The sequence below is a fragment of the Parabacteroides acidifaciens genome (assembly GCF_003363715.1).
GTDB classification, from domain to species: domain Bacteria; phylum Bacteroidota; class Bacteroidia; order Bacteroidales; family Tannerellaceae; genus Parabacteroides; species Parabacteroides acidifaciens.
The window spans coordinates 1-23,842 of record NZ_QREV01000023.1; the positions used below are offsets into that span (position 1 = coordinate 1).

The 23,842-nt window shown below is 49.0% G+C and carries 12 protein-coding genes and 2 riboswitches; of the genes, 8 read left to right on the plus strand and 4 right to left on the minus strand.

The features are described from left to right. Positions 1-315: 315 nt before the first annotated feature. Together DWU89_RS10905 and DWU89_RS10910 are read right to left on the minus strand one after the other, a co-directional pair. Complete coding sequence (locus DWU89_RS10905) at positions 316-2,754, minus strand: TonB-dependent receptor (RefSeq protein WP_115499680.1); 2,439 nt, start codon at positions 2,752-2,754, stop codon at positions 316-318. Between the two features lie 216 nt (positions 2,755-2,970). Beyond that, positions 2,971-3,324, minus strand: coding sequence for a hypothetical protein (locus tag DWU89_RS10910; protein WP_115499681.1), 354 nt, complete (start codon positions 3,322-3,324; stop codon positions 2,971-2,973). A gap of 154 nt (positions 3,325-3,478) precedes the next feature. Continuing rightward, positions 3,479-3,682, plus strand: a riboswitch (cobalamin riboswitch). A 126-nt stretch (positions 3,683-3,808) separates the two neighbouring features. Between DWU89_RS10910 and DWU89_RS10915 the strand changes: the two genes are divergently transcribed. Both DWU89_RS10915 and DWU89_RS10920 read left to right on the plus strand, forming a co-directional pair. Further along, positions 3,809-6,166, plus strand: coding sequence for a TonB-dependent receptor (locus DWU89_RS10915; RefSeq protein ID WP_115499682.1), 2,358 nt, complete (start codon positions 3,809-3,811; stop codon positions 6,164-6,166). A 25-nt stretch (positions 6,167-6,191) separates the two neighbouring features. Next, positions 6,192-7,733 carry an Ig-like domain-containing protein gene (locus DWU89_RS10920; RefSeq protein WP_115499683.1) on the plus strand — a complete coding sequence of 514 codons (1,542 nt, stop codon included), beginning with the start codon at positions 6,192-6,194 and terminating at the stop codon, positions 7,731-7,733. 5 nt (positions 7,734-7,738) lie between these two features. Here the strand turns inward: DWU89_RS10920 and DWU89_RS10925 are convergent, their stop codons facing one another. Beyond that, complete coding sequence (locus DWU89_RS10925; RefSeq protein ID WP_115499684.1) at positions 7,739-8,518, minus strand: inositol monophosphatase family protein; 780 nt, start codon at positions 8,516-8,518, stop codon at positions 7,739-7,741. Between the two features lie 140 nt (positions 8,519-8,658). On the opposite strand from DWU89_RS10925, the gene DWU89_RS10930 reads away from it, so the two are divergent. The 6 genes from DWU89_RS10930 (at position 8,659) to DWU89_RS10955 (ending at position 21,686) form a co-directional block, all read left to right on the plus strand. Continuing rightward, entirely contained in the window at positions 8,659-13,272 is a 4,614-nt protein-coding gene (locus DWU89_RS10930) for a translocation/assembly module TamB domain-containing protein (RefSeq protein ID WP_115499685.1), read from the plus strand. 423 nt (positions 13,273-13,695) lie between these two features. Further along, positions 13,696-14,145 (plus strand): IS200/IS605 family transposase, encoded by a 450-nt coding sequence (gene tnpA / locus DWU89_RS21275; RefSeq protein WP_115499686.1) that lies wholly within the window; start codon positions 13,696-13,698, stop codon positions 14,143-14,145. A gap of 115 nt (positions 14,146-14,260) precedes the next feature. Continuing rightward, entirely contained in the window at positions 14,261-16,543 is a 2,283-nt protein-coding gene (gene tamL, locus DWU89_RS10940) for a translocation and assembly module lipoprotein TamL (protein WP_115499687.1), read from the plus strand. 657 nt (positions 16,544-17,200) lie between these two features. Beyond that, positions 17,201-17,403: riboswitch (cobalamin riboswitch) on the plus strand. A gap of 37 nt (positions 17,404-17,440) precedes the next feature. Next, complete coding sequence (locus DWU89_RS10945) at positions 17,441-19,441, plus strand: TonB-dependent receptor plug domain-containing protein (RefSeq protein ID WP_115499688.1); 2,001 nt, start codon at positions 17,441-17,443, stop codon at positions 19,439-19,441. Between the two features lie 20 nt (positions 19,442-19,461). Next, the gene (locus DWU89_RS10950) at positions 19,462-20,553 is read left to right on the plus strand and encodes a YncE family protein (protein WP_147292113.1); all 1,092 of its coding nucleotides are present in this window, start codon (positions 19,462-19,464) and stop codon (positions 20,551-20,553) included. 11 nt (positions 20,554-20,564) lie between these two features. Then, positions 20,565-21,686: an ABC transporter substrate-binding protein gene (locus tag DWU89_RS10955; protein ID WP_115499690.1), complete on the plus strand. Its 1,122-nt coding sequence runs from the start codon at positions 20,565-20,567 to the stop codon at positions 21,684-21,686. Positions 21,687-21,696: 10 nt separating this feature from the next. Here DWU89_RS10955 and DWU89_RS10960 read toward each other — a convergent pair whose 3' ends face one another. After that, positions 21,697-23,655, minus strand: coding sequence for an ATP-binding protein (locus tag DWU89_RS10960; RefSeq protein WP_115499691.1), 1,959 nt, complete (start codon positions 23,653-23,655; stop codon positions 21,697-21,699). Between the last annotated feature and the right edge of the window lie 187 nt (positions 23,656-23,842).

A 23,842-nucleotide genomic window follows, 5' to 3' on the forward strand; every position in this document is an offset into this window, starting at 1 on the left:
TTAATCTTTGTTATGTAAATTGAGTTTAGTTATAATTGTTTAATCTGTAAACTGATTTCAGGAAAGGTCAGTTACGGTTGTATTCTTTCCATCTCACAACTGTCTTCCTTCTATGTTACAGTTGGATTTCTTTTGTTTCACGGCTGTGACATGAATAGCGGGTAGGTACGGAGGGGGCACACATCCCGCATTGTTCATTCTATCTGCCGGGTTATTCATTCCTTTACGGCACTATAGCTTCATGAAGTACTGCACTTGTTGACACGGAGGGCGGTTCGCGAACCGCCCCTACGAGGTCTGTTTGTTTCGTATCTGTCAAAAACTGAATCGGGCACCGGCATAGTAAGTACGCGGACTTCCCGGGCCGTAAATATAGCCGGAATCACGTGTCGCTCCCCTGTCGAAATCGCTTTGATAGGAATTGAACATATTCTGTACGCCGGCATTTAACTGTAAGGTCATGTTAGCGGTCAGTTTGAAGTCGTAACTCAGTTTAGCTCCCAATTCAAAGAAATCCGGACTCTTTACCAAAACATCTGCCTTCCCGTCTACCTGCGACAACAGGTGGGGCACATACATCCGTCCGGTGTAATTCCCGTTCAGGGCAATCGTAAAGGGTTTTACCGGTGTATAGGAAGCTGTAAAATAACCATACAAATTGGGGGTACGCAGGATCTTGTCACTGTTGCGTTCGGCATCCGTCAGATGCGCTTTGTCGGCGCTCCACTCTTCCGGGTTGTCGTACAGGCTGCGTTGAACCGTGATACCGGCTTGTAGCTGTGCCTTGTTCCGGTAAGCGATCTTACCTTCCAGAGTCCCTCCATAGACTTTGGCGCCCGAACCGTTAGTGCGGGTCTGCACCAGTGATCCGTTGTCTGCCTCCACCGGGGCGGAAAGGACAAAAGGATCATTCAGTTTGGTGTAAAAGCCTTCAAATAAAAGGTTCAACTGGAAGTCCCCGAAGAAGTGATACCAATCCACCGAGCCGTTCACACTCCGCGAACGCTCTTCCTTCAGGTCCGGGGAGCGGACAATGGAAACGCGGTCGCCCCCGACGTTGCTGATATGCAGGTCTTCATCGAAAGCCTGCGGGGCGCGGAATCCTTCGGCATAGCTCAACCGCAGGTTTATGTCGTGTGTCGGATTATAACGCACATTGGCGCGCGGGCTGAAGATGGCTTTATCCATGATGCTGTTCTTATCGATACGTCCTCCGATCAGGAAACTCCACTTTTCGTTCTTCCATTCGTTCTGTGCATACGCACTCCAGATATTGATGATCTGGTGCAAGGGTACCGGCGTGTATTTATCGATCAGTTCCTGCAGGTGCTGTCCCGTTGCCGTCGGGTCTTCAGCCAGAGCGGCATCACGGTATTTCTGCATATCGGTCGCACGGTCGTCCAGATCGTCATGGCTGAACTCGATACCCCCGGTCAGATCGGCCGGCATGAACAGGCATTTGTCGGAGCTATAGATATATTGAGCCCCCAACACTCCGGTGAAATCCGTTGTCCGGCCATAGGCACTGTAATAGCTGTCGCGGTGGATGTGTTGCCCGGAAGCGTATAGGCTGATGTTGTGTTTCTGGTTCGGAGTGAAGATGTTATACTTCAAGCTTTCCGTATTGATGGAATGTTGCAGTTGTTCGACAAGGCCGGCTTCACCTGTCCCGTTCAGGCCGGCATCTTCAGCGATGTGCGGCGGCAAATCCATACCGCTGCCGCCCCGGCGGAATTCTTCCATGTGATGATATTCCAGATTGAGCTTGGAATAGGCGCTGGTTTTATAGAAACCGTTGAACCCGATTGTCTGGTTCTTCAACTTAGGCAGTTCGGAGAAGCCGTCCCCATTCGAATCCCAAGCCGAACGATAGCGGTTTTGCCCGTATATGTAAGCACCCATTTTGTTGTCGGAAGAGACCCACGACAAGTTGAGCGTCGTGTTATTGTCATAAGCCCCGGAACCGTCCATATTGGAGATCGTATGTCCGAAGGTGCCGGAGTTGCGGATCGGTTCCTTTGTGATAATATTGATCGTACCGGCAATGGCGGATGAGCCGAACAAGGCAGAACCGCCTCCACGTATCACTTCGACGCGCTCGATCATATTCGCTGGAATCTGTTCCAGCCCGTACACGCCTGCCAAAGCGGAAAAGATCGGACGGGAGTCGATCAGTATCTGTGTGTACTTCCCTTCCATACCGTTGATGCGAACCTGCGAGTAACCGCAATTTTGGCAATCGTTTTCAACACGTACGCCCGGTTGGAAGACCAGCCCTTGTGCTAATGTCGTGGAGTTCGTCTTCTCGAACATGGTCGGGCTGAGCACCTTGACCAAGGTGGGGGCGAGGCGGCGTTTCGTCTCGTTTCTGTTTGCCGAAACGACTACGCCTTCCAGCGAGATCAGGTCCTCTTCGAGTTCGAAGTTCAATTCCTGTGTTTTGCCTTTTTGTGTCTTCACTTTCTTCGTTACCGTCTTGAAGCCGATAAAGGAAACCTCGACTGTAAATTCGCCTTCCGGCAGGTTCTTCAACATATAATGTCCGGAATCATCGGTCGCCGTGCCGATGGTCGTTCCTTTCAATATGATCGTGATTCCCGGCATATGTTCACCGGTCGACTTATCGACCACATGCCCGAAAATATTGGCATCTGTCGGGTTCATCACTTCTTTATCAATCGCATAGCTGTTGTTTGGCATCACTGCCGAAACGGCACAGCAAAGGCATAAGAAAAGTATAATAATCTTATTCATTGAGTTGTCTTTTAAAATGATTTGTAGTAATAATAGAAAAGGATAAATGCAGATTTATCGGTAAGACGCTACGTTTGTATTACCGGACGCAGATTTCGCAGACGACGCAGAGGAACGCAGATCATTAATTGTTTTAAAAGAAAATAAATCTGCGTTCCTCTGCGTAATCTGCGCCCGTCTGCGTCCGGTAAATACGAGCAAACCACCGCTAAATCATCAAAAGACAAAAGGCGGCGCCCTCAACGAAACCCTCCCTAAGACAGGGCGGAGGTGAGCCGGATAGACCGGACGGTTGGTAAGAATACAATAGGCGGTCGGAAGTGCCGCAATCAGCACGTGGGCAAAGGCTGCCCCGCTGATCTGAATAGTCGAAAGCTGGTGCAATAACTGGAACTCGGCATAATTATGTTCTTCCTTGGGAGTTCCGTCGTCATTTTTCTGATAGGGATGGGAATGGACAATCGTTACCCCGTTCACAATATGGACGTGGGTAAAAGCGATCAGACACCCCAAGTACGAAATGAAAAGTACCGGAAGCGCAATCCTCAAATATGTCCTTAATTTATCCATGTATCGCCAACTATACGATATAACAACTATTCAGGTTGCAAAGTTCGTATATTAAGCGATGATATACAATCCCTATTTGTAGGTATATTATACTTCATTCTTACAACATATTTCCGTTTTAATCCCGCCTTCTTGCAAGAACAGACTTTTTTCGTACCTTTGCCGCAGTTTTGGTTTCACAGCTCCCAACTGTTACGGGAGCGTGATGAAAAGGGAATCAGGTGCAAATCCTGAACAGACCCGCTGCTGTAAGTTCCTTCCAAATCTTTGAATACGCTATAGCCACTGGCGAGAAATCGCTGGGAAGGCATTCAAAGACGGAACAAGTCAGAAGACCTGCCAATACAGATATAGTTTTAATGCTTTCGGGGAATAAAGCAGCAAAACATCGAGCCTGATCAGTCTTTATCCTGCGTAAAGAAATCGTTCTCTTTGTGTGCATTCTCCCCTGGGCAAGTCATGAATCACTATAACAAGGGGCTACATGAAAGTCTTTGTACACATTTTATTCCTGTTTCTCTGTCTCCCGCCATTCGTTTCGGCACAAAACGAAATCACTTTGTCGGGAAAAGTGACAGACACACAAGGGACATCACTGCCACTGGTCACAATCGCAGTCGAAAATACGACAAACGGTACTTATTCCGACGATAAAGGCCGTTACTCGCTGAAAGTCACACGCGGCAAGCAGACACTCGTTATCTCGTCTGTCGGCTACGAAACAATCCGGACAACTCTTAATGTACAGGTGAACCGGACGCTTGACTTCACATTAAAAGAAAGTGCTGTTGACCTCAACACCGTCGAAGTGTACGGGAAGACAAAGACACAACAACTGAAAGAAGGCGCTTTCGCAGTGAACGCACTTGACATTAAACCGATCGTCAACTCGCTGAACAACCTCAATAACCTGGTGAACCGGGCTGCAGGTATCAAAGTGCGCGAAGAGGGTGGTGTAGGTTCGGACTTCGACCTTTCCATCAACGGATTGTCCGGCAATTCCGTCCGCTACTTCATCGATGGCGTCCCGTTGGACAGCAAAGGAAATGACGTGACGCTTGCCAACCTGCCAGTCAACCTGGTCGACCGGGTGGAAATTTATAAAGGGGTGGTGCCGGCCTCGTTGGGAACGGATGCATTGGGCGGCGCTGTCAATATCATCACCAAGGCAGAAAAGACGAACTTTTTGGATGTTTCTTACAGTATCGGTTCTTTCCATACGCACCGCGCCGACCTGAACGCGCAGTTTGTGGAGCGGCATACGGGATTGATCGTGCGCCCTACTATCGGTGTCAACTATTCGAAGAACGACTACCGGATGAAGGACGTGGAGATGCGTGATGAAACAGGCGACCGGTTCATCACCGGCAACCCTAAACGTTTCCATGACGGCTATTTCTCGTTATTGACGCAGATAGAAGCTGGAATTGTCAATAAGTCGTGGGCAGACGAGTTCTTTGTTTCCGCCTCCTACTCCAAAACTGATAAAGAGTTGCAGACCGGGTCCGTACAGACCAAAGTCTACGGTATGGCAGAGCGTAATTCGGATGCCTGGAACGTGTCGGCGCGCTACGGCAAATGTAACTTCCTCACGGAAGGTATGACACTGAAGGCAACCTTGTCGCACACATGGGACCATTCCATCACCGTCGATACGGCCTATCGCAAATATTATTGGGACGGGGGCTACATCGTGAGCCAACGCAACGAAATCCGTGGCGGCGAACCCTCCATGCGCCATTATAAACGTCCGCTGACCATCGCGCGTGCCAATCTGGATTACCGCCTGAACGGACATCACAGTTTTAACCTGAACTACCATCTGAGCCGCACCGGGAATGACCGCTATGACGATTTGGACCAGAGCTTCGTCCCGTCGAACGACGCCGTGACCAAACACATCATCGGCCTGACCTACAGCCAGTCGTTTTTCGACGGGAGGATGCAGAACGTATTCTTCGCCAAAGACTACGTGAACCATCCCAATATCCGGCAGACCGACCAGTCCACCGTGACAGGCTCGAACAAGGTGCAAGGTTCTACAACCAAGAACTATTTCGGATACGGAACCGGACTGCGTTATATGTTCTTCGAACCGTTGGCCGTAAAGGTTTCATACGAGCATAGCGTGCGCCTGCCCATCGCCCGCGAACTGTTGGGCAACGGAACCACCATTTATGCCAACGTTGCGCTCGAACCGGAGAAAAGCAACAACGCCAACCTCGCCGTCTTCGGCACCTGGCGTCCGGCCGACAGGCATACCGTTTATTACGAAGCAAACGGTTTCCTGCGCTATGTAGACAACTACATACAAACCTCCGTTATCGAAAAGGAAGGCATGATGCAGTATGTCAACGATCCCGCCGTCCATATCAAGGGCGTGGAAGGCGAAGTGCGCTATGACTGGGACGGGCGGCTGCAACTCATGGCCAACGTCAGCTATCAGGATGCACGCGACCAGCAAGAGTTTAAAGAAGACGGAAAACCATCCGCCACCTATAAGAACCATGTCCCCAACCGCCCCTGGCTGTTCGGCAGTGCGGAGGCGAGCTATACTTTCCGCAATCTCCTGCAAAAGGACAGCAAGCTGCGTTTAGGTTGTACGCTTCAGTGGGTGCATTGGTATTTCCTGACCTGGGAAGCCTATGGAAACCGCGATACCAAGGCGCGCATCCCTTCGCAACACATCTGCAATGCCAATGTCACGTATTCATGGATGCACGACCGCTACAACATAGCATTGGAGTGTGATAATTTTCTCGACGAAACGGCCTACGACAACTATAAGCTGCAAAAGCCGGGACGCGCTTTCTTTGCCAAATTCAGAGTATTCATTCATTAATTATCCATATTTAAAAACAAGAAAAATGAAGAAGTTCAAATTCGCATTACTGGCCTTCATGACAGCCTTGGTCACTTTTGGTTTCACGGCTTGTTCAGATGATGACGACGAAGTAAAAGACGTTCCGGTAACCGGTATAACCGTAAGCCCTACTACGTTAGCACTGAAAACAGGAACGACCGGGACACTGACGGCAACCATCGTTCCGGGAGATGCAAGTAATACAACCGTTACATGGAGCAGTTCGGCTGAAAGCGTCGCAACAGTAGACAAAGGCGTTGTCACAGCTGTTGCCGAAGGTACGGCAACGATCACTGTAAAGACGGATGACGGAAGTTTTACGGCCACCTGTGATGTTACGGTGACAAGCGATGCACCTGCCTTCGACGAAAGCAAATACCATTTCGACCTCTTCCTCACAGTCGGGAAACATGGCGGCATGAGCAGCAAGAACACAACAATCGTCAACAGCATCAGCAAGCTGACAGCCGATATGGGAACCATCACCGTCAAAGGGGAAGGGACCGAACTGGGAGACTATTCTATGGAAAGCATCTCGAGGGGTAAATATTACTACCAGATTCCTTCAAGCAACGATGCTTTCGTGAAGTATCAGATTAAGGAAAATAAGGTCGTGGAGACAGCCAAAGTCCCGTTCAAGACAAATACCTATAAGGTACGTTCTTATACTCACGCTTGGATCGATGACAATACGCTCGTTATCATGGCTGCCAATGGCGATGCAAGCAAAGTCCTCTGGACAAAGCTGAACGCCGGTAATATGTCGATTATTGAAGAAGGTACATTAGATATCCTGCTGCCGGAATCCGAAGTAGAAGGTGAAGTGACAAAGAAGTTCACCACATCGGGCATCTTGACTTATAATGAAAAGGCAGGAAAGCTCTACTACTTCTATTTTGGTAAAAACGGCCTTTCGGGCAAGAGCGGTAAGACGACAACCGCTTTCTACACAGCCGTTCTCGATCCCTCCACGTTGGCTGTAGAAAGCAATAAACGTAACTCGCTTGTACAGGAAATGGCCGGAAGTGCCTACGGAGAGCTGATGCAAAACTGCATTATGTATGACGAAAACGGCAACCTCTACCTTGCCGCGTTCAGCGATAAAAATGATATCGAAGAAGGACACCTCTTGCGTATCAATAACGGCGAGACTGATTTCGACCCCACTTACGAAGGATACCCGAATGCAGACGGCAAACTGCTCACCCTTCAGTACCTGGGCAACGGTAAGGCTCTTGCTTATGCACGCAATGACGCATCCGGCACGGCGATCGACAGCTACAGCCATTATTACAGCATCATCGACCTTGCCACAGGCGAAAGGACACGCTTAAGTTATAACGGCAAAGAATTGGCATACAGTGGTGGTCGTTTCTCACAGCGTTCTGTTCTCTTCAACGAGAAGGCATACTTTGGTGTAAATACGGAAGCTGACGCCAATGCCGTCATCTACATCTACGACACCAAGACCGGAACCGTAGAGAAAGGTGCGGAAGTGGCCGGCGAATTTTACTTCGACATGATCCGTGTGATCGAAAACGATTGATCCGGTTACAATAATCCGAGGATTGTCTCATGTATCGCCCCGTTGCTTGCCACGACTTGTTCGGCGGAAGGCCAGGTGTCGCCGCCGGAGAAGTCGGTCAGTTTACCGCCGGCTTGCATCAGGATCAGACCGCCCGCAGCGACATCCCAAGGGCCGAGGTAGGCTTCGATGCGCGCTTCAAAACGGCCGCAGGCGACATAGCAGAGTTCTGCGGCGGCAGCTCCCATCAAGCGGGTCCCGCCGGCAAAGCCGTATAGCCTGTCTACCAGTTTAAGGGCGACCGGGCGGTAACGGTCCGAATCGTAGGGGAAACCGAGGGCGATGAACGCTTTGTCGAGCACGGCGATGTCGCTCACATGGATTTCTTCGCCATTGAGATAAGCTTTGCTTCCTTTCCAGGCGTAGAAACATTCGTCGCGGCAGACTTCATAGACGACACCCAGTAATAGTTCCTCCCTATTGCGTAAAGCGATGCTGACGCAATAGGGAGCGATATTATGAATATAATTGGAGGTCCCGTCCAGCGGGTCGACCAACCAGCAGTATTCTTCGCCGGCGAGGCTGCCCGTGCCTTCTTCTGCAATAAAACCGGAGCCGGGCAGCAGGGCGGAGAGCTGTTTGATCAGCCGGCGTTCCGATTCTTTATCCACATACGAGACGTAGTTATGCGCACTCTTTTCTTCCACCCGCCCGCGGTTGAATTTACGCCGCTCATCCCGCAGGAAAGCGCCGGCCGTGCGGGCTATTTGCTGTACTTCCGTACAAAGATTTTCCAGATTCAACATGACTTTATGTTTTATTCCGGGACAAATGTAAGACGTTTATTGGTTTTCCTTTATTTTTCTCCTATTTTTGTTAACGGAATGTCAAACAAAACATCCCTTTTAACCGTTATGAGTATAACGAAAACACACAAGAAAGATACATGAGACGCTGGATGAAACGGATAGGAATCGTATGTTTAATACCAGTTGTATTGGTCATACTGATTTCCGTTCTTTTATATATACCTCCTTTTCAGAATTTCGCTGTGCGGTTAGCTACCAAATATGCCAGCGAAGCTACCGGTATGGACATAGGTATCGGACAGATACGCCTTTCCTTCCCGTTGAACCTGACTGTACGGGATGTGCAGGTAGTGGCTTCGCCCGATACGTTATTATTGCTGGAAAGCTTTCAGGTCAATATCCGCCCGATGCCCCTGTTGAAGAAAGAAGTGTTGGTGGATGCCATCGACCTGCGGGGTGTGAAAGTGAACAGCGGCAAACTGATTGAAGGAATGGAGATCAAAGGTGTATTAGGCAAACTCTACGCAAAGGCCGACCGCATCGACCTCGGCAAAGAAACGGCGAGACTGAATAAAATAGACCTTTCGGACACGGCCATCACCTTGATGATGAACGATACGACAACGAAAGAAGATACCGCTTCGACCGCTGTCAACTGGAAACTGCTGTTGGACGAAATCAATCTCGATCGTGTAGCTTTCGCCATGCAGATGCCGGACGATTCGTTGCGCCTTTCCACCTATATCGATAAGGCGGGGCTGACCGAAGGGTTGGTAGACCTGGGTTTGGCGCGCTACAGTGCCGCCCGCTTCCTTCTGTCCGGTTCTTCCCTGGGGTATGACGGCAGCTACGGCGATCCGACACCGGGTTTTGATCCGTCGCACATAGCGCTTAGCGATGTGAATATAAAAATTGACTCTCTCCTGTATGGAGGGAGGGATATCAGCGCACAGATCAAAGAGTTTTCGGCTAACGACCGTTCCGGCCTGGTGCTCAGTTCGCTGACCGGTAATATTCACAGCGACAGCACGACGATACAGGTGCCGGGGCTTCTCCTTAAGACCCCTTATTCGGATGTCCGCCTGTTGGCAACTATCCCGTGGAGCACGTTTGACGAAAAGCCGGGTGGCAGCCTGCATACTATGCTGACGGCTTCTGTCGGGAAGGAGGATGTGTTTATCTTTGCCGGTCCACTGCCGGATGATTTCAAGCAAGCCTATCCGAAAGAAAGTATCAGCTTGACCGCCGGTGTGGAAGGAAACCTCGCAGCACTCCGCCTGCGCCAGCTGAAAGGGAAACTGCCGGGTGTGTTTGATCTGAATGCCACAGGCGAGGTGAAGGCCGTCACGGACAGTATCCGCCGGAACGGGAAACTACAGTTGAATGCGGAAACCGGCAATCTCGATTTTATCCTCACTATGCTGCCTGCCTCCGAACGCTCGCGTTATAACCTTCCCGTCATGAAACTGACAGGTGAGGCTGCCTTGCAGAACCAGGAGTACAAGGCCGACCTTTTACTGACACAGGATCAGGGAAAAGTGAAACTGGCGGCACGCTATAATCCGGTGCGCGAATCGTATGAAGCAGACCTTCAGGTCGACAGCTTGAAGCCGACCGATTTCCTGCCTAAGGACTCTCTTTATTATCTGGCCGCCACTATCCGGGCAGAGGGAAAAGGATATGATCCGTTCCTCGCGTCGACCTGGGCGAAAGTGGACGGGAAGATCAGCAATATAGAATACGGAACGTATGCCGTTTCGGATGTCAAGCTGGACGGTTCGTTGGAAAAGAACCTCCTGAAGTTCGACCTGCTCAGCCATTATCCGTTGGCCAAGATGGATATGTCGCTGAACGCCACGCTTCACAAGAAAAAGGTCGAAGCCATGCTGATCGCCGATGTACAAAACTTCGACTTGTACGGCATGCACCTGATGAACGATTCGCTTGCCACCTCCTTCCAGCTTTTTGCCGAAGCGGAAACGGATATGGGCAAGAATAACCTGCTGGATGTAACTCTCGGTAACTGGGAACTGGTCAGCCCGACTGGTAAATTCCATCCGAAGACACTGACGCTGCATGCCCGTAGCGATAAAGATACGACCCGTGTTTCTTTCCACGCCGGCGACCTTGGGATCATGTTGACCGGTAATGCGGATATCGAAACGATGGCGGATAAATTCACTAAGATAAACGAAGGGTTGACCCGGCAACTGGAGCGCGATTCGATGATCGACATCCCCGCTTTCCAGCCGCTCCTTCCGGATATGAACCTGAAGATAACGGCAGGCAAGGACAATCCGATCTACAATATCCTGCAACAATATACCATCAGTTTCGACGACCTGAACATCGAGGCCAGTACTTCGCCTGAACAGGGCTTCTTCCTCGATGCCGACCTCGCCAACTTGATGCAGGATACGACGCGCATCGACACGATTTGCTTGATCGTGCATCAGGATTCATTGGGCTTGCTCTATGACACCCGTGTCATCAAGACGAAGTACAGGAAGCAACAACCGTTTACCGCAGGTCTGAAGGGACAGATACGGAATACGTTCGCCGACGCCGAACTGCGCTATACGGACGGGCAGGGCAAGACCGGCATCCTCTTGGGGGCACGCATCGACAAGGAGCGCGAAGGCTTCCGCTTGCATCTCTTCCCCGAAGAGCCGATTCTGGCATTCCGCCCGTTCAAACTGAATGCGGACAACTATGTTCTGTACAGGAACATCAAGGATATTGCAGCCAACGTCCGGCTGACAGGAGAGAACAATGCTTCCCTCTGGATCCATTCGCTTGCCGGAGGAGACGGGATGCAAGAGATACATGCCGAACTGAGCCAGATCGATCTGGATGCCATTACCAAAGGTTTCCCGGACCTGCCCTCCATGCGGGGAATGCTAAGCGCCGACTTGCAATATGCACCGTCGGACAGCAGCTTTATGGTAGTGGCGGACGCCCACATCGACAGCCTGTTCTATGAAGACGGACGGGTCGGCGAACTGATGTTCAACACCGTTTACCTGCCGTTGAGCGACAAGGAGCATCAGGTCGATATACATCTTTTCCGCGACCGGGAGGAAATAGCGGCCATCAATGCTTATTACAGGATGGGAAAGACGGACTATTTAGACGGGAATATGGACATCACGGCATTGCCGTTGGATATGGTGAATCCGTTCATTCCGGAAAATATGGCGAAACTGACAGGAGACTTGCAGGGGGAACTGGCCATAACCGGAAGCACCTCTGCCCCTGAAGTCAATGGGTATATACGGATGGACAGCTCTTCCGTCTTTGTCACGGCTGTCGGTTCATCTTTCCGTTTCGACAAACAGGAGATCAAGATAAAGGATAACCTGATCAGTTTCAACCAGTATAATATCTATGCTTCGGGAACGAACCCGTTCGTTATCGACGGGACGATCGACATTCATAATCCTTCCCGGATGATGGCGAACCTGAAACTGTCGGCCCACGATATGCAATTGTTGAATGTGAAACGCAACAAAGAAAGCATGGTCTACGGCAAACTGCTCGTCAACCTCAACTCGACGGTTAAAGGGCCGCTCGACGCTTTGGTTATGCGGGGTGATTTGCAACTGTTGGGAGGGACAAACGTCACCTATGTGATGCAGGACTCTCCGCTTACGGCGCAGGACCGGTTGGCAGACCTTGTCACTTTCACTGACTTCTCCGATACGTTGATGATGCGCCGCCACCGGACGGAAGCGCCTCTTCCCATCGGTAGCCTGGATATGTTGATGACGATCCGTATCGACCAGGCCGTACGTCTGAACGCAGATATCACACCGGACCAGTCGAGCCGCGTAGAGCTGGAAGGCGGTGGCGACCTATCGTTCCAATATACGACACAGGGCGAAATGATCCTGAACGGACGCTATACGCTTTCGGGCGGTATGGTGAAATATGCCATGCCGATCATTCCGTTGAAAGAGTTCACGATACAGGACGGCAGCTATGTCCAATGGAGCGGCAACCCGATGGACCCGATGCTGAACCTGACAGCTACCGAACGGATGCGGGCTTCGGTCACACAGGACGACGGCAGTTCGCGCCTTGTCACCTTTAATGTCGGTGTGGCAATCAAGCAGACATTAGAGAATCTGCAACTGCAATTTATTCTCTCCGCCCCGGAAGACCAGTCCATGCAGCAGGAGTTGGATAAGATGGACGAAGGGCAACGGTCGCAGATCGCCGTCACGATGCTTGTCACAGGTATGTACCTCAATATGAGTGATGTCGGCGGCGGAGGCAAGAAGCCGAGCCTCGACATGGGAGCCGCGCTCAACAGTTTCCTGCAGAGCGAAATCAACAACATTGCCGGCAGCGCCCTCAAATCGGTCGATATCACATTGGGCATGGAGCAGTACGACCAGAATGGCACCGGAGCAGGCGGTGAACGTACGGACTTCTCTTTCCGCTTCGCGAAACGGTTCTATAACGACAGGATCAGCATCATACTGGGCGGACGCGTTTCCACCGGTCAGGATGTCAACGCCGGGCAGTCGCAGCAGTTCATCGACAATGTCTCGATCGAATACCGTCTCGACGGCAGCGGAACACGTTACATCAAGCTCTTCCACGACAAGAACTACGAGAGCCTGTTAGAGGGCGAGATCACGGAAACAGGCGCCGGTATCGTCCTCCGTAAAAAGATGCTTCACCTCCGTGAACTCTTCATCTTCAAAAAGAACAAACCCAAACCGGTAGCGGAAGAGAAACATTGAACCCTGTAAGGGCGGCAGATCATAGCCCGGGGTGTAAACCCCGGGTATAGTAAAGATATAATTAATTTAAGCCCTGTAAGGGCGACACAAAACGATAATGCATTCATGAGAAAAGATATTGTATGGATTAATAATTGGTATCGCCCTTGCAGGGCTCTATTTTATAGGGGAGGCCCCTTTTACCCAAGGCTTACGCCTTGGGCTGAGATCTGCCGCCCTTACAGGGCTTGGAAAATACGAGTTAATAACCCTGATAACAGTATTATAATGGAACGGTATTTCCCTTTTGCTTGGAAAATACAGGTTTGATAGCCCTGTAAGGGCGGCAGATCTCAGCCCAGGGTGTAAACCCTGGGTACATAAGAAAACATTTTTATTATTTAAGCCCTGTAAGGGCGATACCAGCATCAACTATAAATCGATATGTCACAATCGCTCACTAAAATATATATTCACTTGGTATTCTCGACCAAAGATCGGTTTCCTTTCATCACTCGTGAATGGAGAAACGGATTACATCGATACATAGGTGGAATTCTAAATCAGACAGATAACGCCCCGGTCTGCATAGGCGGAATCCATGACCATGTGCATATCTTGTTCATTCAGTCCAAATCATGCAGTCTGGCAGATATTATCCGGACAGTTAAAAGTAATTCAAGCAGTTGGATGCAAGAGCAAGGTTGCAGCAAGTTCTGTTGGCAAGGTGGATATGCTGCGTTTTCAGTCAGTTCTTCAAGAAAGGATGCAGTCGAGGAATATATATTAAATCAGGAAGAACATCATCGAAAGGTTACGTTTGCGGAAGAGATACAAGCTTTTTGCAAAGCCTATAATATAGATAATTATGAGGAAAGATATTTCATGGATTGATACGATGTTTCGCCCTTACAGGGCTCTGGATAAGGGGAGGACTACTTTTTACCCAGGGTTTACACCCTGGGCTGAGATCTGCCGCCCTTACAGGGCTTTGAGAGCGATTACTTTTATGGGGCTTTTGATGCTTTTACTGGCATCCTGTTCCACCACCAAGAACTTGCCGGAAGGGGAAGTGCTGTACACGGGGATTAAGAAGATCGAGGTGACGGACGAAGACAAGAGTAAGGAAGGGGAAGAGGCGCTGACGGAAGTGGAGGCTGCCTTGGCCTATCCGCCCAACAATGCGCTGCTGGGAAGTTCGTCTATCCGCGTCCCTTTCCCGTTCGGACTGTGGGTGTATAACGCGTTTGTCAACAAGAAAGGGAAGATCGGCAAGTGGATATTCAACAAACTCGCCGCCAAACCCGTTTTCATCAATACCGTGAATCCGGAAGTCCGGACAAAGGTGGCCTATAACCTGCTACGCGAATACGGCTACTTCAACGGGGCGACCGCTTATGAAGTGGAACCGGACCCCAAGAACCCTAAAAAGGCAAAGATCAACTACATGGTGACGATGAACAATGCCTATACATACGACAGTATCGCCTACGTCCGCCTGCGCCACCGGATCGATACGCTGATACAGCGGAACATCGGTGAACGGCTTTTGCACGACGGCGACAACTTTAATGTCACGCAACTCGAAGCCGAGCGGCAACGTATCTCTTCCTTGCTCCGCAACAACGGATATTATTATTTCCGTCCTGAGTTCATCAACTACCAGGCGGACACGATCATGAATCCCGGAAAGGTAGCGCTCCGCATCTCCACCCGGCCGGGACTGCCCCGTAACGTGCTGCGCCCCTGGAAGATCGGCGATATATCGGTCAACCTGAGCGGATATAACAACGAACCGCCGACAGACTCTGTCAAATATAAGGATATGACCATCTTTTACGAAGGGAAACTGCGCGTCCGCCCTGCCGTTTTATACAACCGGCTGAAATTCCGTCCCGGCGACATCTATTCGCAGCAACAGCAGGAAAAGACACAGACAAACTTCTCCCGCTTGGGTATCTTCCGCTATTCTGAAATGCAATATACGCCGCGCGACACATCCCGCCGTTGCGATACGCTGAACCTGCAAATTAACACAGTCTACGATCTGCCGCTGGACGGTGAACTGGAGCTGAATGTAACGACCAAAAGCAACGATCAGACAGGTCCCGGTGCAGTCTTCAGCGTCACAAAACGAAACGTGTTCGGAGGAGGGGAGACATTCGGCGTCAGTATGCGCGGTTCTTACGAGTGGCAGACCGGTAAGCGGGTGGCGGGCAACAGCTCGACCATCAACAGCTGGGAGTTCGGCGTCAGCGGGACATTGACTTTCCCGCAGGTACTCTTCCCCAGCCTGTTCAAGGATGACATGAAATATCCGTCCAGCACCTCTTTCCGTATTTATGCGGACCAGCTGAACCGTGCCAAGTTCTTCAAAATGTTAGCCTTCGGAGGAAGCGCCTCGTATGACTTCCAGCCCTCGGCTACCAGCCATCACTCGGTGACGCCGTTCAAGCTGACTTATTCGCTGCTGCAACGAAGAACAGCCGAGTTTGACACCATAACCCAGGACAACCCGGCCTTGGGACGAAGCCTTGAGAACCAGTTTGTCCCCTCTATGGGATATACTTATACCTATGACGATGCATCCATCACGACTAAGCGGAACCATCTCTGGTGGCAATCGTCCGTCACGCAGGCCGGTCTTATCATTGATGCCGCCTATGCCATCGCCGGAAAGAATTTCAACGAGCGGGAAAAGCATTTATTAGGAAACAAGTTCGCCCAGTTTGTCAAGGTCACCAGCGAGATACGCTACAACTACGACTTGGGGCATAGGCAACACCTCGTCGGCCGCTTGATGGGAGGAGTCGCCTATAGTTACGGAAACGCAATCACGACTCCTTATAGCGAACAGTTCTATATCGGCGGCGCCAACAGTATCCGCGCTTTCACGATCCGTAGCATCGGGCCGGGCAGTTACCACCCGACGGACTCGAAATACGGCTACCTGGATCAGACGGGGGACATCAAGTTCGAAGCCAACCTGGAATACCGTTTCCCGATCTTGGGCGACCTGCACGGGGCTACCTTCCTGGATGCCGGTAACGTATGGCTGCTCCGCTACGACGAGAGCCGCCCCGGTGGACAGTTGAAATGGGGCCGCTTCCTGAAGGACCTGGCTTTGGGCACAGGTGTCGGGTTGCGCTACGACCTGACTTTCCTCGTTATCCGCCTGGATTGGGGTATCGGCTTGCACGTTCCGTATGATACCGGCAAAAAAGGTTACTACAACATCACAAACTTTAAGGATGGCATGGGTGTCCATCTGGCAATCGGCTATCCGTTCTAAGGAATCCTCCAGTTCGTGGGCGATGCCGACTTTACACCCCTTTCTTGCCGATTTCTCTTGGCTCTCGGAAGGGGTGTACTACTGAAAAATTATACAATATCCCCCCTTTTGGACCGTTTTTCTATTTCGTCCGAAATCTTGATCGATTTTGGATTGACTCTTTTCACGGTTTAAACTCCTCTTTCTGACAATAGGAAAAATGAGGTGCGCAGTCCGTTTCGAAAAGCGTGCAAATTGATTACCGAAAGATGGAAACACCGACAAAGTGATAAAGCTTAACTTCCGGAGAATCGAATATTTGAAAATAAAACGGACGGTGTCCCAAATATCCCAAGGAAATTCAGGTGCTTTTTTGCCCTTATGACGGTCCTCTTTCTAATTACGACCGTCCAAATCGCCATTACGACCGTGCTAATCTTCGCGAGGTGCCGAGTGCACTACACATTAGCACGGTCGTAATGGCAAAGAGGACGGTCGTAATGGCTGGAAACACTCAAAAAAGCGGAAAAAGTCCCTTTTTGAGGCTCAAAAATCGGATTAACATTTGTTTTGTTTCGGATGCCTTTCGAGCCTAAAAAATGCGTTTTATACAATAAGCCCTCCCGAAATAGTTGAAAGTTAAGAGTCGAAAATTGAAAATTAGGTTTGTTTTTGCTACCTTTGCGCCCGGATAATGGTGTAACCGCGTTTGCTTCCGCAGGCGGTTAGTAAAAGGGAATCCGGTGTAAGTCCGGAGCTGTACCCGTAGCTGTAAGTTCTGTAAAACCCTGGCAAATCTTGTTGCCACTGATTAAATTCGGGAAGGTAGCCGTAAAAAGGGGAGAACAAGCCAGAAAACCTGCCACTATTCAATATATTCGAGCCCTCGGGTAAAGGGTGCGATGAACCGATTAAGATATGCAGAATTCATTTACCAAACGCTTTTTAGAGCTGTTATGTGTTTGTCTGTTTCCGTTTGCCGTTTTGCATGCGCAAGTGGACACGACGACTTTTCACCAACTTTCGGGTGTTGAAATATTGGGAAAGGTGCGCCCTTCCACCACGCGCGAGAGCACACCGCTCCAGGTGATGGACAAAGCCGGCATCGAGCGTCTCGGCGTGCAAGACCTGTCGGAAGCCGTGAAACGCTTTTCGGGTGTGACCGTGCAGGACTACGGGGGGATAGGCGGTTTGAAAACAGTCTCCGTCCGCAGCCTCGGCGCCAAACATACGGCTGTCAGCTACGACGGCGTGACGATTACAGATGCACAGAGCGGACAGGTGGATATCAGCCGCTTTACACTGGACAACGTCGATATGATCTCCCTGTCGATCGGGCAGGCGGACGATATCTTCCAGACGGCGCGGATGTATGCGTCGGCGGGGGCGTTGAACATAAAGACGGCTCGACCGGTGTTTGCCGACCGGCCGTTCCATGTGAAAGCACAGGTCAAGGTCGGTTCGTTTGGTATGGTGAATCCTTATTTGCGCTATGAGCAGAAGTTGGGTAAACACTTCGCGGCGACGGGTCAGGTCGATTGGTTGCGCGCAGACGGGAATTACCCTTATGTTATTCAGAACGAGCAGCAAGAAGAATCGGGGAAGCGGAAGAACAGCGATATCCGGACTTTACGCACTGAATTGAATCTGTTTGGCGATCTTGGCAAAGGTAGCGAACTTGCAGTGAAAGGTTATTATTTCGATTCGGAACGGGGATTGCCCGGTTCAGTGATCCTCTATAACGATTATGCAAAGGAAAGGCTTTGGGACAAGAATTATTTCGTACAGGGACATTATAAGAAACAATTCGATACCCGCTTTTCTTTAAAGGCGCAGGGTAAGTATAATTACTCCTGGAATAAGTACATCGACTTTAATAACAACTATGAGACAGGAAAGCAGGAGGACCGGCATACGCAACGGGAGTATTATTTCTCTGCCGGAGGTTTATATACACCGGCCGAATACCTGTCGTTTTCTCTGACAACAGACTTTTCTGTTAATACATTAAAGAACAACCTGCCGGATTGTCCTTTCCCAACCCGCTACACCTCCTTGTCGGTACTGGCGGCTCAATATAAAGACAGCCGGTTGACGGCAACCGCCAGTTTGCTGAATACGTTTATTTCCGAGAAGGTGGAAAAAGGAGATAAACCGTCCGACCGGAAACGACTGTCGCCGAGCATAAGTGCTTCGTGGCGGATTTTGCCGGAGCAGAATGTACGGGTGCGTGCTTCTTTCAAGGATATATTCAGGGTGCCGACTTTTAATGATATGTATTATTTGAGGATAGGCAACACGAACCTGAAGCCGGAGCGGGCGACTCAATACAATCTTGGGGTGACATGGGGCGAACAGCCTTCTTCTTTCCTCTCTTATTTGAATTTGTCGGTCGATGGTTATTATAACCGGGTACGGGATAAGATTGTCGCTCTTCCTACCCTTTATATCTGGAAAATGATGAATATGGGAGAAGTGGCGATCAGTGGAATCGACGCGAATGCGTCTGCCGAAATTACCTGTTCGGAATCATTCAGCTTCTTGCTGCAAGGCAATTATACCTGGCAGAAAGCGATTGACATAACCAAAGAAACGGCAAAGAATTACCGGGATCAAATACCCTACACACCCAGACATTCCGGTACGGCATCCTTGTCTGTACAAAATAAATGGTTAAACGTCTCTTATCTGCTGACGTGTGCCGGCGACCGCTATTCCTTGCCCCAGAATATAAAGGAGAATAGGATCGACCGGTATGTGGAACAGACTGTTTCTGTAAACCGGGAGTTTCAACTGCATAATTGTAGACTTCGTTTGCAAGGCGAAGTGCTGAATGTAGGAAATCTTAATTATGAGATTATAAAGTATTATCCGATGCCCGGGCGTTCATTCCGGGTGTCAGTCTCTTGTTCTTTCTAAATAATTAATATATAAGTGGAATGAAAAAGAAGTATTTATTATTTGCATTATGCTCTTTGATGGCAGTGCCGTTTGTTTCTTGTGATAACGATGATGATCCGAAGCCGGATGTCCCGGCTGAAACTTCTACGACTGGCGTTTATCTTTTGAATGCCGGTAAGATGAATAGTAATAATGCTACTCTGGATTATTATAATCCGGAGACAAAAGAACTGACGACTAAAGTCTTTGCTGCAGCGAATGGGCGTGGCCTTGGCGATACGGCTAACGATATGCTTATTTACGGTTCTAAGATGTATATCGCAGTGAACACCTCTGCAACAATTGAAGTTACAGATTTGTCCGGCAAGTCTTTAAAAACAATCAGCCCGAAGGATGAGTCTAACCAGCCGCAGCAGCCCCGTATGCTTACTGCTGCCGGCGGAAAGGTCTATGTAACATTGTTCGACGGGCATCTGGCTTGTATCGATACTACTTCTATGGAGATCGTGAAGAAAGTGAAAGTCGGTCCTAACCCGGAAGGTGTTTGCGAATTGAATGGAAAGTTGTATGTCGCAAATTCAGGAGGATATAATGAGGTGCAGGATTCTACTTTATCTGTAGTAGACGCAAATACATTTGAAGTAACAGGTTCTATTGTTGTTACAATCAATCCGAAGACTGTACAGAAGGATGACGAAGGCAATTTATATGTTCTTTCTTTAGGTAACTATGGAAATATCGGTAATGAATTGCAGCGTCTGAATGTGGCAACCGGTGACTCGAAGGTGATCGAAAAGAATAGTCAGCTTGTTTCTACCGTATGTGGTGATAAAATCTATATTTATAGTGCCAAACAGGAGAACTGGGTGGTGACAGATTATGATTTTAAAGTGTATGACATTAAAAAGGGCAACCTGGAAGATAAAAGCTTTATCACAGACGGGACAAAATTGGACAATACATATTGTATGAGCTCTGATCCTGTGACCGGTAATGTTTATATTGGAACTTCTGATTATACCAGTACAGGAGATATGTTTATCTTTTCTTCTGAAGGAAAGTTGATCAATCAATTGGCTTTGTCTGGCTTGAACCCGATGGGAGCTTACTTTTTAACTGAACAGAAATAAGATATTTTCCAATGAGGAATCTTGTTTGCTTCTTATTGACTTTTTGGGTTGTGGCTTGTTCGCAACCCAAAAAGCCTCACACGGAAGAATCCCTTTCCTCCGACACCATCCGCTACGCCCAGGGCTTTACCGTTCATCATTTCAACGATTATACCTCGGTTGATGTGCGTGATCCTTGGGACAGTACACGCCTGTTGCAGCGTTACCTGCTGGTAGACCGGGAGAAACCTGTTCCCGGGAATCTTCCGAAAGGAACAGTCGTGCAAGTACCGGTGCAGAATATAGTGGTCTACACATCCGTGCATGCTGCGGTTATCGACCAGTTGGGAGAAACCGGGCGGATTATCGGTGTCTGTGAACCCCGCTATATGGATACGCCCTCTATCCAGGAAGGGTTGAAAGTGGGACGGATTGCCGACATGGGAGAGGCGACGGCACCGAATGTTGAGCTGATGATCGATAAAGGAGCGGAGCTTGTCCTTGTTTCCCCTTTCCAGAATAGCGGTTATGGTCCTGTCGAGAAGTTGGGTATTCCCATTATCGAAGGCGCCGATTATATGGAATCACTGCCGTTGGGACGTACCGAGTGGATTCGTTTCTACGGAATGTTGTTCGGTAAGGAGGCAAAGGCGGATTCTATCTTCCGGGTTACCGAGAAAAGTTATCTCGACCTGAAAGAGCTGGTGACGGCGGATATGCCTCGTCCAAGCGTTATCTCCGAAAAGAAATTCGGCTCTTCCTGGTTTATGCCTTCCGGGGAAAGCTATGTTGCCAATTTGTATAAGGACGCCGGAGCCGATTATATATTTACCGATCTTCCCGGAGCCGGAAGCACGCCGTTAGCTTTCGAGACGGTGCTCGACCGGGCGATACATGCCGATCTATGGTTGATTAAATATAACCAGTCCAAAGATATGACCTATGGGGACTTGCGTTCCGAATATACGCCTTACGAGAACTTTGATGCGTTTAAGAACCGCCGGATTTATGCTTGCAATACAGGTGTAGTGCCTTATTACGAAGAGTTTCCCCTACATCCCGATTATTTGCTGAAAGACTTGATTTGGGTGTTTCATCCGGAACTGTTGCCGGACTATACGCCCCGGTATTATCATAAGATGCAGGAAGAATAAACGCTTTTGTTTATTCTTCCTGTATATTTGTTTCACAAGGTACCCATGCCCAGAATGTAGAGCCGGTACCGGGAGTCGAACTGAAACTGATTGAACCTCCCGCCGTTTCGACAATTGCTTTGGAAATAGCCAATCCGAGCCCTGTCCCCTGCACAAATTCATTGATCTTCTCAAACCGGGCAAACACTTTGTCGTGCGATTCCTGCGGAATGCCGATGCCGGTGTCTTCAACATATATCCGGACACCATTCCCTTCAATGGAATATCCCATCTTGATATGTCCGGACTTCGTGTATTTTATCGCATTGGTGAGGAAGTTCATCCATACTTGGATGAGGCGGTTCCTGTCTAATGTAACCCAGCAACTTGCCTCGGCTTTATCCTGGCAGAGCTTAACACCCGGATTTGTTATTTTCGGCAGAACACAGGCATATAGTTCGTCTGAAACGGTTGCCAGGTTGAACCTTTCGATTTTACGTTCGAGTATTCCTGCTTCTATTTTGGAAAGGTCAAGGATATCATTGATCAATCTCAACAATAACTCGTTGTTGGACTTTATGATGTTTATGTACATGTTTTTTTCTTCCGGATCGTTGCATGATGTCATCAGCTCGGAAAAACCGACGATCGCATTCAGCGGAGTGCGTATCTCATGGCTCATGTTGGCAAGGAAAGCAGACTTAAGCCGGTCGGAAAGTTCCGCCTTTTCTTTCAGCTCTTTCAGCTCTTTGATCATTTCTTGCTGTTCCCTGTTCAACTTCTGAAGTTGCGGGATGTTTTGCCGGAAGCCGGTGAAATGTGTGATATAGCCATTCTCGTCTTTCTCGAAAGGAACTGCGGTAAAGTCGCAGTATTGCCATGACTTGTCGTATTTGGTCTGCATACGGCATGTGAAATAGACTGTCAGGTCTTTCCCTTCCAACATAGGCGCTATTGCGTCACTAAAAGAGGTACGGTCTTCCGGATGTATGACATCCAGATATTCCGACAGGGTTAATAGTCTGTTGGAAGTATAATCGTTTATGGGATCATTGTAAGATTCGAATTTTTGGGTTTTTACGTCGAAGTCCCAATGGACGATATTACTGACTTTCATGGTCAGCTCACGCTTGGCAATCAGATCCTGTGTCTTTTTTGCCATTCGTACCTTCTCTGTTACATCTAACTGTGTGCCGACAACCTGCAGTTTCCCCCAATGCTCGGTGGACAATCGCATCATGCTCTCGTAATAGCGGTATTGCTGTTCCTGTGCGTTGTAAAAACGTACCGTTATCTGCTGCCGTTCGATTTTCTTGTTGATTAGCAGCGTAAGGCTTTGCATTAACAGCTGATGATCCTGAGGATGTAGTATCAATAAAAGTTCTTCGATTGGTGTTGTGCCTTTTATTACCGTATCGCCGTATAATGGCTCGAATACCTTTTTGTGCACATCATATACCCAGGAAGACATATTGGCCGTATTCATGGCCAGCTCTAAGTCTTTTTTAGTCTCTTCCGTATGGAATTCCGCGTCTTTTATAGCTGTGACATCGTTGGATAAGAGTATATGCCCGATAACCGCCCCGTTCTTACTTAGGATGGGAATTATCCGGACATCGTAAATCATCGTGTCCTGGTTGTTGGTGGCAAAGTAGGCATTGTTCTTTATCCGTTCGAAATCATATTCGAACTCGAGCCTGACAATTTCTTTGCCGCTTTGTATCTTAGCTCTTAGCTGGTCATCGACATAGGGACTCTTGAAAAGATTGACAAAGTTAACAACCGTGTTCCGGTCCTCGACTCCATACATATGTAACGCATGGTCGTTTATGCTGCGTAAAACACCGTTGGCATCATAAACCTCAATGCTTATAGGCAGTCTGTTGTATATGCTTTCCGTGAACAGGAGCTGCTCTTGTATGAGTTTGGATATCTCTTCCTCAAAGGATGCATTATCTTCATTAGAGGAGGTCTCCTTATCTTGTTCCATGATTCCCTATTTTTATTGACAATAAAATTACTTATGTAATAGCTATCGGATGTATTTGCCCAAAGCGTTTAAATATTACATATATTTAAATCTTTCGACAAATGTATGCAAAAAAAAGAAACAATGATCGGCTTTGTGACTTTGAAACTAAAGGGATTGTCTATTAATTATTGATTTTTAATGAAAA

Excerpts from the sequence above, each read along its gene's own strand:
- DWU89_RS10905 (WP_115499680.1), bottom strand. The coding sequence starts at position 2,754 with ATGAATAAGATTATTATACTTTTCTTATGCCTTTGCTGTGCCGTTTCG.
- DWU89_RS10910 (WP_115499681.1), bottom strand. The coding sequence starts at position 3,324 with ATGGATAAATTAAGGACATATTTGAGGATTGCGCTTCCGGTACTTTTC.
- DWU89_RS10915 (WP_115499682.1), top strand. The coding sequence starts at position 3,809 with ATGAAAGTCTTTGTACACATTTTATTCCTGTTTCTCTGTCTCCCGCCA.
- DWU89_RS10920 (WP_115499683.1), top strand. The coding sequence starts at position 6,192 with ATGAAGAAGTTCAAATTCGCATTACTGGCCTTCATGACAGCCTTGGTC.
- DWU89_RS10925 (WP_115499684.1), bottom strand. The coding sequence starts at position 8,518 with ATGTTGAATCTGGAAAATCTTTGTACGGAAGTACAGCAAATAGCCCGC.
- DWU89_RS10930 (WP_115499685.1), top strand. The coding sequence starts at position 8,659 with ATGAGACGCTGGATGAAACGGATAGGAATCGTATGTTTAATACCAGTT.
- tnpA (WP_115499686.1), top strand. The coding sequence starts at position 13,696 with ATGTCACAATCGCTCACTAAAATATATATTCACTTGGTATTCTCGACC.
- tamL (WP_115499687.1), top strand. The coding sequence starts at position 14,261 with ATGGGGCTTTTGATGCTTTTACTGGCATCCTGTTCCACCACCAAGAAC.
- DWU89_RS10945 (WP_115499688.1), top strand. The coding sequence starts at position 17,441 with ATGCAGAATTCATTTACCAAACGCTTTTTAGAGCTGTTATGTGTTTGT.
- DWU89_RS10950 (WP_147292113.1), top strand. The coding sequence starts at position 19,462 with ATGAAAAAGAAGTATTTATTATTTGCATTATGCTCTTTGATGGCAGTG.
- DWU89_RS10955 (WP_115499690.1), top strand. The coding sequence starts at position 20,565 with ATGAGGAATCTTGTTTGCTTCTTATTGACTTTTTGGGTTGTGGCTTGT.
- DWU89_RS10960 (WP_115499691.1), bottom strand. The coding sequence starts at position 23,655 with ATGGAACAAGATAAGGAGACCTCCTCTAATGAAGATAATGCATCCTTT.